Source organism: Pedobacter nyackensis, from assembly GCF_032678475.1.
Classification (GTDB): Bacteria; Bacteroidota; Bacteroidia; order Sphingobacteriales; family Sphingobacteriaceae; genus Pedobacter; species Pedobacter nyackensis_A.
Genome location: NZ_JAVTSF010000010.1, coordinates 125,740 through 140,792, shown reverse-complemented (window position 1 = coordinate 140,792; position 15,053 = coordinate 125,740). Strand labels below are relative to the sequence as shown.

At 37.5% G+C, this 15,053-nt stretch carries 13 protein-coding genes; 9 read left to right on the top strand and 4 right to left on the bottom strand.

The window, feature by feature from the left end:
* Together R2Q84_RS24430 and R2Q84_RS24425 are read left to right on the top strand one after the other, a co-directional pair.
* Positions 1-764, top strand: a 764-nt coding sequence (locus R2Q84_RS24430) for a hypothetical protein (protein WP_316819228.1), incomplete at its 5' end; no start/stop codon positions are given.
* A gap of 258 nt (positions 765-1,022) precedes the next feature.
* Positions 1,023-1,412, top strand: coding sequence for a hypothetical protein (locus tag R2Q84_RS24425; protein ID WP_316819227.1), 390 nt, complete (start codon positions 1,023-1,025; stop codon positions 1,410-1,412).
* Between the two features lie 243 nt (positions 1,413-1,655).
* Here R2Q84_RS24425 and R2Q84_RS24420 read toward each other — a convergent pair whose 3' ends face one another.
* Together R2Q84_RS24420 and R2Q84_RS24415 are read right to left on the bottom strand one after the other, a co-directional pair.
* Positions 1,656-2,186, bottom strand: a complete 531-nt coding sequence (locus R2Q84_RS24420) for an outer membrane beta-barrel protein (protein WP_316819226.1) — start codon at positions 2,184-2,186, stop codon at positions 1,656-1,658.
* A 35-nt stretch (positions 2,187-2,221) separates the two neighbouring features.
* A complete protein-coding gene (locus R2Q84_RS24415; RefSeq protein ID WP_316819225.1) occupies positions 2,222-3,067 on the bottom strand; it encodes a hypothetical protein in 846 nt (281 codons plus the stop codon).
* Positions 3,068-3,403: 336 nt separating this feature from the next.
* Here R2Q84_RS24415 and R2Q84_RS24410 point away from each other — a divergent pair, with 336 nt between their 5' ends.
* The gene (locus tag R2Q84_RS24410) at positions 3,404-4,663 is read left to right on the top strand and encodes a TlpA disulfide reductase family protein (protein ID WP_316819224.1); all 1,260 of its coding nucleotides are present in this window, start codon (positions 3,404-3,406) and stop codon (positions 4,661-4,663) included.
* On the opposite strand, the gene R2Q84_RS24405 is transcribed toward R2Q84_RS24410, so the two are convergent.
* Together R2Q84_RS24405 and R2Q84_RS24400 are read right to left on the bottom strand one after the other, a co-directional pair.
* Positions 4,660-5,049 (bottom strand): hypothetical protein, encoded by a 390-nt coding sequence (locus R2Q84_RS24405; protein WP_316819223.1) that lies wholly within the window; start codon positions 5,047-5,049, stop codon positions 4,660-4,662. The two genes, R2Q84_RS24410 and R2Q84_RS24405, sit on opposite strands and share 4 nt — an antisense overlap.
* A 12-nt stretch (positions 5,050-5,061) precedes the next feature.
* Positions 5,062-5,643, bottom strand: a complete 582-nt coding sequence (locus R2Q84_RS24400; protein WP_316819222.1) for a hypothetical protein — start codon at positions 5,641-5,643, stop codon at positions 5,062-5,064.
* 212 nt (positions 5,644-5,855) lie between these two features.
* Between R2Q84_RS24400 and R2Q84_RS24395 the strand changes: the two genes are divergently transcribed.
* The 6 genes from R2Q84_RS24395 to R2Q84_RS24370 all read left to right on the top strand — a co-directional run bounded on the left by R2Q84_RS24395 (position 5,856) and on the right by R2Q84_RS24370 (position 15,048).
* Complete coding sequence (locus R2Q84_RS24395) at positions 5,856-6,455, top strand: RNA polymerase sigma factor (protein ID WP_316819221.1); 600 nt, start codon at positions 5,856-5,858, stop codon at positions 6,453-6,455.
* 142 nt (positions 6,456-6,597) lie between these two features.
* Positions 6,598-7,698, top strand: a complete 1,101-nt coding sequence (locus R2Q84_RS24390; protein WP_316819220.1) for a FecR family protein — start codon at positions 6,598-6,600, stop codon at positions 7,696-7,698.
* A gap of 276 nt (positions 7,699-7,974) precedes the next feature.
* Positions 7,975-11,283, top strand: coding sequence for a SusC/RagA family TonB-linked outer membrane protein (locus R2Q84_RS24385; protein WP_316819219.1), 3,309 nt, complete (start codon positions 7,975-7,977; stop codon positions 11,281-11,283).
* Positions 11,284-11,299: 16 nt separating this feature from the next.
* Positions 11,300-12,736: a RagB/SusD family nutrient uptake outer membrane protein gene (locus tag R2Q84_RS24380; RefSeq protein ID WP_316819218.1), complete on the top strand. Its 1,437-nt coding sequence runs from the start codon at positions 11,300-11,302 to the stop codon at positions 12,734-12,736.
* Positions 12,737-12,743: 7 nt separating this feature from the next.
* On the top strand, positions 12,744-13,505 hold the full coding sequence (locus R2Q84_RS24375; RefSeq protein WP_316819217.1) for a DUF4843 domain-containing protein: 762 nt from the start codon (positions 12,744-12,746) through the stop codon (positions 13,503-13,505).
* A gap of 7 nt (positions 13,506-13,512) precedes the next feature.
* Positions 13,513-15,048, top strand: coding sequence for a PKD-like family lipoprotein (locus R2Q84_RS24370; protein ID WP_316819216.1), 1,536 nt, complete (start codon positions 13,513-13,515; stop codon positions 15,046-15,048).
* Positions 15,049-15,053 lie beyond the last annotated feature (5 nt).

Sequence of the window (15,053 nt, the reverse complement as noted above, 5' to 3'; positions counted from 1 at the left end):
ACTGCCCAAGAATATTTTATATGCAGTTTGATTTGGGGGCTCCATATTCACTTTTATATAAGAATAAAATTGAAGCGATTCGAAGAAAATATCCAAAATCAATTCCTCCAAGTGAAGTAGACGGGAAATTGCAAAATTTCCCATTTAAGGCGGGTCGAACAGCTATTCTAGCCAAAGAAATTATAGTAAAACAGTTTGACAGTACAGCAGTCGATTGGAAAGATAAAAATAATATCGAAATCATTGGAACCATTGGGGCTGACCTAATAGACGATAAAGTCGCAATTATTGATTACCCGCATGGTAAGCTTACAATTTCAAAGCGTATTCCTGAGAAAATAATAGCACACATCTCATTAACCAAATTTATATATTCAAACAGAAGCGTATTATTCCCTGCAAAAGTAATGGGCAAACAAACCATCCTTTATTTTGATACAGGCGCTAGCATGTTTGAATTGCTGACTAACAAAGAAACTTGTAATCAACTCGCCAAACCCAATGCAGAACTTATTCAATATACAGTAAAGTCATGGGATAAATTTATGACAGCCAATACTCTTGCATCCAATGGCACTGTAGAGCTTGCCAACACCACAATCCCCCTGCGTTTCACTACTTTTATGGAAGGAATAAGCGACACTCAAATTGAGCATATGTCAAAAATGGGAATAAGTGGTATGGTTGGAAATAAGCTCTTTCTAAACCATATTTTAGTTATAGATACAAAGAACCAAAAGTTTGGGCTCACTACGCCATTTTAACTATATTATATACTATAACCAGCGGATGAGGTTCTGTATCAATATCAATTGCATCTATAGCGTCTTTTTTGATGCAAGATTTATGATCACAAATTAAATATAGCCCTTAAAATTCCCGTCCTACCTCTGATTTCATAGCGACTGACATAGTACTGGTTTGATGAAAGGTTAAAGACCTCATAATTTTTGTGTATTATTATTTAATCTACCCTGGAATCCATGACATTGAACTCCAGGGCTACAGATTGTAATAACTATATGAAACGCAGTAAGAAAATCTCAATCATCGTTGGTTGTATTGTAATTTTATCCAATGTGCCTCCATTTACCGGACTATTAAAAACATTTGTTGATGAAAGACATTATCGCTACAGTACCTACAATGGAAGCTTCACCTTTTACGAATTCATGAGTCGTAAATTTGAGATGATGAATGATATACATAAAAGCTGTTTATTAAGTCAACCTGATTTAAAGGATAAGCAGATTTATCGTGTATTCACAAAAAATCCGTTGGCCTTTTGGCGCTGGGGATTATATTTTTTTGATGAAAGGTATAAGCTTCCGTATAAAGATTGGGAGGGTATAAAAAAAATAAGAGGAATGGAAAAAGTAAAAGGTATAACCAGTTGTTACACGGAATTCTAAATTCGAAGGATGTTTAATGTTTTTACGAAGCATCCATCGCCTTTTTTACCAGTTCTTTTAAGGCCTCGGGATCATTCGATTTCATTGCTTTATTTCCGAAAGCAACTGCATTGAGTGCATAGTTTTGGCATTAGCACAATTATCCTGATTTTTCTACTCATAAAAATGCCCTCAAAAAGTGTCTGACTTTTTGAGGGCATTGGACTTACTGAAAGTGGCACTTTTTCTATTTGATATACCTGCTTACAATCCGAAGTTATACCCCAGACGGATGCCTACAAACCTGATTGGCTCAGTATCTTCGGAGCCCTCTGAACTTTGGTATCTGACACTAAGTTCAATATCTTTGTATTGGTAACCGGCACTTAATGCCCAACCAAAAGCAGTTTGGTTGGCACTAGCTGAGCTCCCGGAACCTGAAGCTGCAACACGGTTAAAAGAAACCCCTGCCTGAGATTCCACGATCACACCGCTAAGGTTTGCACGATACCCTCCATAAACAGGAATTGCAGAATAGTTCGCTGAAGCACCTGAGGGAACATTTTTCACACCAAACCGATTGTAGCCGGCTTCCACCGTTAAGGACTGAGGGCTCTTGCCGATCCCATACATGCCTTTAACAGCACCGCCAAAGCCAGTTTTTACCACATCGGAGAATTCGCCGGTAGGAATAGCAGCCTGACCTGATACTTGAATGGCATTTTTTCCTTTCTGAGAAAAGGCTGCAAATGGCAGGATAGCAAAGATTGCGAACGTAAAGAAGATTCTTTTCATAAAAATGTATTTCTATTTGTTATTATTCTGTTTGATTATTTTCTGTAAAGCGGACATCTCTTGAGCAGGTATTCCAGCGGGGCATTATATGAACCATCGGTATTGCTTAAGAATGCCTTATGGCTCTGGTTGTAAATACTGGCATTATTATCCATATAAATATGCAAGCTAACTGAAACATCATAGCGTTGAACTGCGTTTGAGTTGGAAGATCCGTAAGTAGAGACACCTTTGATATCTTTATCCCCGTCACGTTTTACTTTTGTGTTAGAAATGTCCGATGAAGAACTGGTCTGATATCCTTTATTTTGCGTGACCGAACCGTCAATTACATACTCGACGCCAAGAATATCACAGATTTCTTTCATGGTGAAATTCATCATTTTTTCTTTAGTAACACCAGCTTTAGCGAGCAGAGAGTTGGTTGTCCTGGAATCAAGCAACGTATATCCCGCTGAATGTTGTGATAGAAAAGAGTAGGTGTCTTCCTGAGCCTTTATACCGATGGCATCTGCTCCAGGCTGGTTATCCATCAGGAAAGTGAAAGGTAAGATCGCAATTTTGTTATGGTGGTCGGCAGGAGAGGCAGACATGCTGACCTTATCATTCTGACGGACCTGTGCAGGCGTGCCGGCTTGACTAAAACTCTCTGTCCTGCCACTGGCATGTACGATTTTTGCAATATCAGATTTTTTAACCGTATACTCTGCGGTCTCGCCCGTATAGATGAAAGTTACTTCACTATCTGTAACTTTCGTAATTCGGCCTTTCATTTCTTCTCCGTTTACTTTTTGAATAAGGTCTTCCTTAGTTTTTGACACCTGCGCAAAGGTGCAAATTGATAACAGGCACATAGCCATAAAAAGGTGAAGTTTTTTCATTTTTAGTAATTGTTGGTTTAAACAAAGATAATTGATCACATATTATTTTTATGTGTCATTTTAAAACTTCTTTAAAATCGAAAATTCAGAAAACATGATATTGCATTGGGAAAATTATGTTTACTGATAACTACCACAAATTCCTTATCATTTACCCCTGGTTTAAACCAAGTAACCACTTTTATTTTTCCTACCCTGATGAAATCAAGTTCAGATTGTATTCATCATTTATACTATGTATTCATCACAAAATTTAACCCTTTCGTCACATTTGTTTTAACAAGGGCGTTTTTTCATATATCCTTGCAAATAAGTCTGACTACTAAAGCACTACACATGATGAAAAAATATCTAACCTCTCTGCTCATTTTATCTATAACAGCTTTAAGTTTCACTTTGAAAAAGGAAAAGACTTGTCAGATCACAGGTACTGTTCTTAATTCGGAAACTAAATCAATTTTACTGGTGAAACCGAACCAGAACATGACCTTTGATAAGATCATTGAAATTCCTGTTGTTAACGGAAAGTTTCATTTTGAAACCAAACTCAAAAATCCTGAAACAGTTAATCTATTTCTTGGAGAAGCGAAAGACAATGGTGGAGGGAGATATATGCGTTTATTCCTGGAGAATGAAAAAATTGTTCTGACAATATATCCGGAAAATGATTTTGATAAAAATATTATACAAGGTGGTAGATTGAATGCTGAGTATTCAAAGTATAACCAAGCTATAGATCTTAAATTTAGAGATCGTTACAAGCTATTAAATGATAGTGTAAAAAAACTTCACGAAAACAAACAGTACAATAGCATTCAAATGAATGAAGTTTTAGCAGAGTTGGACAAATCCAAATCCCAGGATGAAAATATTATCCTCTACAAAAAAATGGATGATCTAAGGAAGAAAGGGTTAGATAAAATGCCCCAGGCAAGGATATTAAGTGATAAACTGGAAACTTTACGAAGGGAAGTAAAGCTATATGAACAAAGCTATATTTTACAAAATCCTACTATAGTTTCGTATGCTATCATTTTAAACAACCTTATCTTCGATAAAGAAAATGTTGATATTGATTTAGCGAGAGATAATTGCAAAAAACTCTCTAAAGCAAATCCCGGCCACCCTTATAATGTCCTTACTTTAGATCTTATCAATGCAATTGACAACATAAAAATTGGAAAGAACTTTAAAGATTTTTCTGCCCCGGATTTAAAGGGAAACATAATAAGGTTATCTGATCAAATAAAAGGTAAGGTAGCTTTATTAGACCTATGGGCTACTTGGTGTGGGCCTTGCATTGCTAGAAGCAAAACTATGCTTTCTGTTTATGACAAATACAAAGACAAAGGCTTTACGATTATAGGGGTTGCCGGTGAATTTAAAAATACAACCAACTTAACTAAGTTTCTGGAAAGGGAAAAATGGCCTTGGCTTAATTTGGTTGAATTGGACAGAAAAAATAACATCTGGCAAAAATATAATATCCAAAATTCTGGTGGCGCGATTTTCCTAATTGATCGAGATGGTAAGATCATCGCAAAAGACCCAAGTGCGGATGAGGTTAAAAACGAATTAGAAAAGCAGCGGAACTAATTGCATCCCGGAATTGCGGTCAAAACATCTAACGAAGCATCCATCGCTTTTTTTACCAGTTCTTTTATGGCTTCGGGATCATCCGATTTCATTGCTTTATTTCCGAAAGTAACTGCATTGAGTGCATAGTTTTTGGCATTAGCACAATCACAATCAGGAGTTATGGCGTATGCAGATGATTGAGTAGCTTTCTTTACACCTGTTTTGATCAGTTTTTTCGCGTCATCTATGGAAGAGGATTTGTAAGCTTTTTTAAAATCCTTATAAGCCATTTCATCATAGGTGACAGCCATTCCACATTTGCCTTGTGCTGGATTTTTATGGTCCATAAATGTTAGCAAAAATGGAGTAGTACACATCACAAAAATTATAGATAGATATTTCATAGTATATAGATTTTAATCTTTTTTATCACGATCGGCAAATCCTAGTTTAATATGTTCAAGCTCCATGCGACCAGGTTCGCGTTCTTTCCATTCTTTAAAGATGCTTATAACCTCATCTAAAGATTTTACGCCATTCACATAATTGGCTTTACCCCAATAGAACCAGGCAATATGGATGTTTTGTGCATATATGCCTGGCTTAATCTGGCTGCCATTTGTTTCTTTACCTTTAATTTTGGTGAAATAATCCAATTTTCCACCCTCTTTAGACTGCTGGATAATTAGCTTGCGTAAGCTTACTGAATCTGACGGCACTGACTTACGCTTAATTGCGTCCGCTAATTTCACTGCCTCGGGTATTGCGGAATGACTTCCATCAGGATTGACCAGGACATTTCCCACAATTACTGAATGTGTCCCATTCGGATTTACGATTACATTTCCAACGATAACTGAATGGCTACCATCTGGATTTACAATTACATTACCAGCGACTACCGAATGACTGCCGTCAGGATTTACAATGACCTGAGCCCTGCCCACATGATGGGCTAGGGAAAGTACCAAAGTAGTACATAAAATTAACTTGATCATACGTTTTATATTTGTGTGTGACATAAAAATAAATAAAAAAAAACGTACATCAAGCCGAAGTCGGTCACAAGTTTGAGACTCTGGATAGAAAATCTATGGTAATGACAAAAAGCACATTGAAGCTTTATTAAATAAAAAATAGGTTTAGCCATTAAAAATTATTTCTTTTGGCAGGCGAATTCTTTTACTGAAATTGATAATGAACAATTGATATGACTACTTATGGTTCATACACCGATAAGGAGCTTATGGTTTTACTTAAAGCGGGTAACAAACTAGGCTTTACTGAGCTTTATGACCGTTATCATGATAGCATTTGCCGCTTTGTTGTTAAATATTTGAAATCTGCTGAGTTAGCCGACGACATCTGTCAGAATGTTTTCCTTAAAATATGGGAGCAAAGGGAGCAATCGACGCAGATCCTCGAATTCGGCGCTTACGCTTTTACAATAGCTAAACGTCAGTCGCTCGACTTTTTAAAACGCGCAGCAGTAGAGCAGACCGCTATGTCAGTAGTTTTAAATGACTACAAACCTCTTCTAAATAGTATTGAAGATAATCATCAAACCAATGAATATATGGCATTCATTGAAAAAGTCCTGTCAGAATTGCCCGAACAAACGCAAAGAGTATTTCATTTATGTAGGCAAGAGAATAAATCATATGATGAGGCCGCCGAAATCCTTGGTATTTCACGACATGCAATAAAAAAACATATGGTTCGTTCGATGAGGGTTTTAAAAGATGCCGCAGAAGGAGAAATGGGGGTTACCCTGAGCGTGCTCCTCGCAGTTATTTCATCAAAACTGTAATTCGTAACTAAAATTTATACTATTGCTGATGAATTTATGCTGCTCATTATGAGTGGCTTGTTGATTTTGTTTGTTTTTTTTAACAAAAGGGGTACCCTAAATCGACTTTCGGTCGACATATGATGTATACGGGATAAAAAGTATGACATCTGAAAAGGAACATAAAGAGAAGTTAGTAGCCAGGTATACCAGTAATCAAGCCTCTGAAAAGGAGTTACAGGCTTTTTTTGGCTTGCTGGGTACCGATGAGTTTGACGGTATTCTTGAGGCTGATATGGATCGTGAAGCGCTTAAAATGCGAGAATTTACACCTCAGAGAAATAAAACCACTTTGTGGCCAAAGATTGCGGGAATTGCTGCGGCAATAATATTGATCGCCTCGGGTATTTGGTTTTTCGGAAATACAGACCTGAGGCCAGTAAACAAAACCGCCATTGTAAATGATATTGCTCCAGGAAAAAATAAGGCAACTTTAAGTTTGGGTAATGGAAGGGATATCCCACTTAGTGAAGATAAAAACGGAGTGGTGATCAACTTATCTTCCGGATTAACTTATGATGACGGAACTAAGCTTGATATTGGTGCAGATAAAGATTTAAAAGTCGGAAATAGAAAACAATTAGGGCTGAGCACCCCAAGAGGAGGGACATATCAGGTTGTATTGCCAGATGGTACAAAAGCCTGGCTGAATGCCGAAAGTACGCTTAAGTTTCCTGAAGATTTTTCAGGCCTGAATCAACGTAGAGTTGAGCTTGTTGGTGAGGCTTATTTTGAGGTATTTTCAGATAAAAAACATCCATTTATCGTTTCATCTGGAGCACAGGAAGTTGAAGTGCTGGGGACTCATTTTAACGTCAACAGCTATCCCTCAGAAGACAAAATCAAAACTACGCTGTTAGAAGGAAGTGTAAAAGTTCATTACGCATCAAAAGCGTATTTGCTTAAGCCAGGGATGCAGGCTGTTGTGGGTAACAGCGTAGATATTTTAAATATTGATACCGATCAGACCATAGCCTGGGTGAAGGGTGATTTTAATTTTAGAGATGAAGACATTCACAGTATCATGCGTAAACTCGAACAATGGTATGATATAGATGTGGTATATGAAGGGAGAGTTAGCAGTATCAATTTTGGTGCTGAAATCTCAAGAAAGAGAACCTTACGCCAGGTTTTAACCATACTTGAAAAAACTGAAAACGTACACTTCAAGATCGAAGGAAGGAGGGTTACAGTTATGCCTTAATTTTACATAAATGTAATCCTGAAATAACCAGGAGTGATTGGCGTCACCCCTGGTTTATGGATCGGATTTTTAACTAGAATACTGAAAGTAATAATCAACTAAATTCCAAACCATTCCCTTCTTTCTGCGTAAAGATAATAAGGGATCAGACTCAAATATATGAATTTTAATGCGCTATTTAAGCGCAAGCAACCTGCTTGTGCCATAAATATTGTGTCGCTAATATTAAGCTTGATGCTCGAGCGAATCAAAGCTCTGGACCAACGGAAAATTATAATGCGGATTAACCTAACCATTATCCTATTAACCACCATGCTACTTCAGGTAAGTGCCGGTGGTTATGCCCAAAAAATTACGCTATCTAAAACAACTGCATCTCTACAGGAGGTGATTCGAGAAATCAGGAAGCAAAGTGGATATGATTTTATATACACCAATCCACAAATCAAACAAGCCAGACCTGTAACCTTAAAAGTTGTAGATGCACAACTTATAGAGGTGCTGAAGATGTGCTTTGAAAATCAGCCTTTTACCTATAGTTTAGAAGATAAGGTTATCATTATTAAAAACAGGGTACAGGAGTCAACTTTTCAGGAAAATATTGTAGTAACCGGAATGGTGATCGATGAAATTGGTAAACCAATACCTGGAGCATCTATAAAAATTAAAGGAGTTGATGCTAAGTCTATCGCGAGTGATAAGGATGGGTTTTTTAAAATAACTGTTCCAAACAAGGCGATATTACTGGTTTCCTATATTGGCTACAAAACCCAGGAGATCACTATCAAACCGGATCAGGGGATGATTACCGTCCGAATGGAAGTTCAGGAAAATAAGATGAATGAAGTAGTGGTAACCGGTATCTTTCAAAAAAATAAGGAGAGTTTTACAGGTTCGTCGTTAACCGTTACCGCTGCAGAATTGAAGCTCTTTGGTAACCGTAATCTACTTGCTTCTTTACATAATATAGATCCTTCTATCAATATTATCGAAAATAACATCTTTGGATCAGATCCTAATAGGTTGCCGGATGTTCAGATCAGAGGGATTTCAAGTCTGCCAAATGTGAACGAATTAAAGGATGATACAAGAGGGAGTTTGAATACCCCACTGATTATTCTTGATGGTTTCGAAACAAGCTTGCAAAAGCTGATCGACATGAATGAAAATGAAGTAGAGTCGATCACGATTTTAAAAGATGCCTCTGCAACAGCTTTATACGGATCAAGAGGAGCCAATGGAATCATCGTGATTACTACAAAGTTGCCAACTATGGGGAAATTAAAGATCTCTTATAGAGGGGACTTAACCGTAGAAATGCCTGATTTAAGTGGTTACAACTTATTAAATTCAAGAGATAAACTCCTGTTGGAGGATAGGGTGGGGCTTTATTCAAGACCTCAGAATGCGGATGCCGATTGGCGTTTACAAAGATATTATAGTTACTTAACCAATGAGGTAAATAGTGGTGTAGATACCTACTGGCTTTCAAAGCCATTGAGGACCGGAGTTGGACAAAGGCAAAATGTGAGATTGGAGGGAGGGGATCAATCATTCAGGTATTCTGCTTCGGTTCAGTATAATGATATACAGGGTGTGATGAAGTCTTCGTCCAGAAAAACAGTGAACTCTACAATCGGACTTTCTTATTTCCTTAAAAATGTGAAGTTTTCTAATAGTTTAATGATTAGTTCGGGCAATAGAACAGAATCGCCATTTGGAGATTTTAGTGTTTATGCAAAAATGAACCCATACTGGAGAACAACAGATGAAAACGGAAACCTGTTAAAACGGTTAGGACAATCAGGAGAGAGTGATTACGTATACAGATGGAGCAAACTTCCTGTAAACCCGCTGTATAACACCACGCTCAACACCTTTGACAAAGGCAATAACCTTGACATCGTAAACAATTTCATGATCGACTGGAGGGTTATACCTGATCTTAATATGAAAGTTCGCCTTGGTTTATCCCGGACCATGGGGGAGAGCGACGTGTTTAAGCCCGCCGGACATACAGATTTTATGGATTATCCTGAGGAGGATATGTTCCGTAAAGGATCTTATGTTTATGGCATAGCCAAAGCTTTTAATATTGAAGGAAGTTATAACCTTGCCTATAACAAATACTTTGGAAAGCATGCCATAGCCTCGGGTATTGATGTGAATATAAGAAATAATTTTTACGAGAACTCAGGATTTAAAGCAGAGGGTTTTTCCAGCGAAATGTTCGATAATATTGCAAATGCTTTGCAGTATGAAAAGAATGGAAGTCCTTCGGGAAGTGAATCAGAAGTCAGATCTATTGGCTTTACTTCTACTTTAAATTATACGTATGACAATAGGTTTTTTGTTGACTTCTCAGGAAGGTTAGACGGATCTTCTCAATTTGGTGCCAATAAGAGATTTGCACCATTCTGGTCAACAGGATTAGGATGGAATATTCACAACGAAAAGTTCTTGCAGAATAACGAATACATCAATCAATTTAAAATCAGAGGTTCTGTTGGTACATCTGGTTCTCAGAAATTTAATGCTTACCAGACTATTCCTACCTACAGGTATTTCTCAAGTGATAAGTATTATTTATGGAATTCAAGTTATCTGATTGCACTTGGAAACAAGGATTTGCAATGGCAGCAGAAACTAGATGTCAATTTCGGTTGGGATTTGAAATTTTTAGACAGAATAACCTTTAGCGGGGATATTTATACAGCTAAAACTACCAGGTTAATTTCTGCATCTTCAATTCCTGCAGCCAACGGATTTACGTCATACATCGAGAATATAGGTTCGTTAAAGAACACAGGATATGAATTGCGCTTATCAGCAAAAATTATTAATAAAAATTCTTTGTACTGGTCAGTAAGTGCCGCAGGAGTACACAATACCAATAAAATTTTAAGCGTATCTCAGGCATTGCTTAATGCACAGGCAATTTTTCAGCAAAGCAACCTGACCAATCCAAATTTTCAATTTGTTCCGGGCTATTCAAGCAATACCATGTGGGCGGTGAAGTCTGCCGGTATCGACCCAAGTAATGGTAAAGAAATTTACATTACTAAAGACGGAAACAGGACCTATGACTGGAATGCTGAAGATATTGTTGCAGCCGGACTTGATGAGCCTAAAGTTATGGGCAATATATCATCAATGGTAAGGTATAAAGATTTAACCCTTAATGTTTCTTTCGGATATCGCTTTGGGGGTGATAGCTACAATAGCACACTGAGTAACAAAGTAGAGGTGAGCAAGGAAGCGATTGGCTGGAATGTTGACTCCCGGGTTTATTTTGATAGATGGAAAAATATAGGAGATCAAAGTGCATTTAAAGGATTGGATGATTTTAGCCCAACCTATAAATCTTCAAGATTTATACAAAAGGAAAATATGTTCAGGTGTCAGAACATCACCTTACAGTACGATTTAAAATCAAGGTATTTGAAGGATAATCTGGGTGTAGGTAACTGTGTGCTCTCTGCCAGTACCTCGGATATTTTCTACCTGTCTACGATTAAGCGCGAACGGGGAACATCTTATCCTTATTCAAGACAATTTAGTTTGAGCTTAAACCTGATTTTTTAACTAAGCATAAATTTTTATGAAGAAAAATATTTCAATTCTATTTGCTGCATGTTCTATTTTAATGCTTGGATCATGTAAAAAGTGGTTATCTATTTCGCCGAAAATAGAGATGTCGACAGATAAAGTATTCAGTTCTGAGCAAACTGTAAAAGATGCACTTTCCGGAGTTTATGTGCTGATGAAAGATCAAAGTGTTTACGGGCAGGATCTTAGCTATAGGTACATAGATAATATGGCCAGTCTGTGGGAAGTGACAAGCGCATCTATGGATGAGTCTTTTAATCTGCATCAGTACAATAAAGTAACGCCACAAGTGGATAACATTTATGGCAAATTGTACAATGCCATTGCCAACCTTAACAATATTATAGAAAATATTGAACTAAATAAATCAGTGTTTAAGAGCAAAGACCTTTATGATATCATAAAAGGGGAAAGTCTGGCCCTGAGAGCATTTTTACATTTTGATTTGATGAGGTTATATGGTCCGGTCCCTTCAAAAGCAGAATCTGGAGGACCTAAATTGGCTTATGTAGAAAATATCTCAAAAGAGATAAATGTGCCAATTTCGTTTGAGGAATATAAAACAAGGATTTTAAGAGATCTCCATGAAGCACAGCTACTCTTAAAAAATGACCCCTTGCTGTTTTATTCTGCCGAAGCATTACGTAGTCCTTCAGAGTTCGCCAAAATTGCAAATATGAATGAGTTTTTTGCCAACAGGACTTCCAGAATGAATTATTATGCTGCAAAATCTATTGAAGCCAGGGTTAATCTTTGGTATGGCGATAAACCTCAAGCGTATGAAGCTGCGATGGAAGTGATCAATGCAAAAAATGCAGATGGTACAAGGAAGTTTGACATCAATAAGACCAGAAATGCATTAATAGGAAAAACAGACAACCTGCTTGTATGCGAGCAGATCTTTGGGCTTTTTGACTACAACCTGCCGAATAAATACACGCTGTCTTTTGCAAACGGACAGTTGTTTAACGGGAAAAACTCCGACAAAATCGTTAAAACGATGTTTGGGAATACTGGAACCGACATCAGGGAGCTTTATCTATGGGAAAAGAGAGATTATATAGGTGGGGTGTCAAAGTTTATTACCAATAAATACAACTCCTCTGCCATGAACCGTCAGATCCCCATCATCAGATTAAGTGAACTGTATTTCATCGCAATAGAAAGTTCAGCTTCTAAATCAACAGTGCAGCCTTTATGGGATGAGTATAGAGCTACAAGGTATATAGCGCCTAAAACACTTCCCGTTGGAGAGGCTCTTTTACGCAGTGAGATTTTGATTGAATTCAGGAAGGAGTTTTATGCAGAAGGACAACTGTTTTATCTGTATAAGCGTTACAATTCCCCTAAGAGTGAAATACTATTTGCGAGTGCATTATTGAGCCCGAATTATGTACTGCCTTTGCCAAAAACAGAGTTGGGCAATTAACTTAAATATGATGAATAGAATTTATATATTATTGCTGGTAGTATGTTTTGCTACTGCCTGTAAAAAAGATAATTACCTTGTTTTTAATGAGGTAGACCGATTGCAGTTCGGGCCTGTTCCAGAGAAAATTTATCTGCCCCAGTCGGCAATGGAGGATACGCTTAAAGCCTATACCTTTTTAACACAGCCAATTTCCAGAGTCAGGGATACGATGTACTTTGATTTATATACTATGGGGAATGTATCAAAGGTAGATAGGTTGTATAAGATTGAACAAGAGTTGGTTAAAGGTGCTGGAAACGCTGAGCCAGGTTTGCATTATGTGCCTTTTAACGACCCTGCGGTAAGGAATTTGTATACCATTCCTGCAAATTCAAACCACGTTAAGGTTCCGGTTATACTATTAAAAGACGCTTCTCTTCAAACGGCTAAATACACGTTGAAGCTGAAGGTTTCCGAGAATGAAAACTTTAAAACGGGAGATGTGAGGAAGACCTGGAGAAAGCTGATTATAGCCGACATCCTGATTAAGCCTGCTGCCTGGAATGATAGGGTGCTTGGTACCTACAGCCAGGTTAAGCACAGGTTTATGATCCAGCAAACGGGATTGGATTGGGATCAGGCCTACATCGTTAGTGTAAATAGCGATGTCACTTTAACCTATTACTGGCAGGCAAAGTTTAGGGAGTTGCTATACAATTATAACAATGACCCTGATAATGAAGATGGACCATTGACTGATGAGTTCGAGAAAGAAGTTACTTTTTAATTTTTGAATGATGAAAACACGAATTTTAATAATATATCTGGTTTCCATAGCACTATTTACATCCTGTAAAAAGGATCTGGGAAATTATGATTACACAGCGTCTGAAGTAATTACTATATCTGGTATCAAAACAAACTATCCGGTCATCCAATCAGTTGATAAATTAAATATCATACCTGAAGTAAGTTCAAATATTGAAGGTGCCGATTTTGAATATGTATATTTTACATATGACCTGAACAAAGGGGGACAGGATGCGGATACGGTGCTGAAAAATTCAAAAGATCTTATTGATTATGTTGTGGGTATTGAGTCGGGGCGGTATGCATTGGTTTTTAGAGCAAGAAACAAAAAGACAAATGTTTCAGGTTATTTTCATTCGGTACTCGACGTGTCGACCCGGTTTAATGATGGATGGTATGTGCTGAAAAGTGAAGGTAATAAATCGGATATGGATTACTTTAACCAGGCTGGAGAGAAGATTGAGGATGTGGTCCTTTCTGTAAACGGCAGACAGCTGGATGGTGATGTGGCACATAGGATAGGGGTGAATGATAATTATGCTGACCCTAATAAGTTTCTTCCTAATTATAACATATTTGAAAAAACACGTGTTTTAATTCCTGTTACCAACAAGGATGCGAAAGCAATTAAACTATCTACGGGTAAAATCTTAAATGATTTTCCTGAAATGTTTTTAGACAAGCCGGTTGCTCCCTATTCGCCAAGTATGTACGTTGCTAACAATTTAGGGCAGTGGATTTTGAATAACGGGAAAGCCAGTTTTATTTATTCCTACAGTTCCTTACTTAGTAAATTCGGGCCTGAGCTGGCGATGACAAACGAGTTCAAGGATTATAGATTATCAAAGTATGTTGTTAGTAATGGAGTGTATGATCCGATCGGATTTGACGAACTGACTTCTTCGTTTGTAGCGATGTCGACAAGTCAGACCTTTTTTATACCTGTTGGCGACCAGAGCGGTACTGAAATCAGCGCAAAAAATAACAATATGAAATTAGTTTTTGCAGGTGCAAAGGCTTTGTATGATGATTTCTTCTATGCAGTTATGCAGGATAAAACGAGTGCCCAGCTAAAGTATATTGCCAATGTTACAGGGGTTAGCGGCAAGTCTTTCAAAATTGCTTTGGATAAATTAGCTACAAATGACCCTGCTTTTAGTGCTGAACTTTTTACGTTAAACCATAGCTTATTGAAGGTAATGTATTTCGTAAGTAACAATAAGGTTTATGCCAGAAGTGTGGCAGGTATACCGGGCAGAAATACAGATCTTCAGATTAGTCTTCCTCAAGGTGAAACCGCAACTTTTATAAAACACATTAAATACAGTAATCAATTTGATTATCTGATTGTTGGGACAACTATCGGAGGTAACTACAAGGTGTACCTGTACCCATTGAACAACCTTGGCGAATTTTCCGGCCAAACGCCTGCAAAGGTGTTTTCAGGGAAGGGCAAAGCAGGAGATATTTCATTTGTTTTTCCTTCAATTTCACAAACTACTTTTCCATTAACTTATTAAAATTA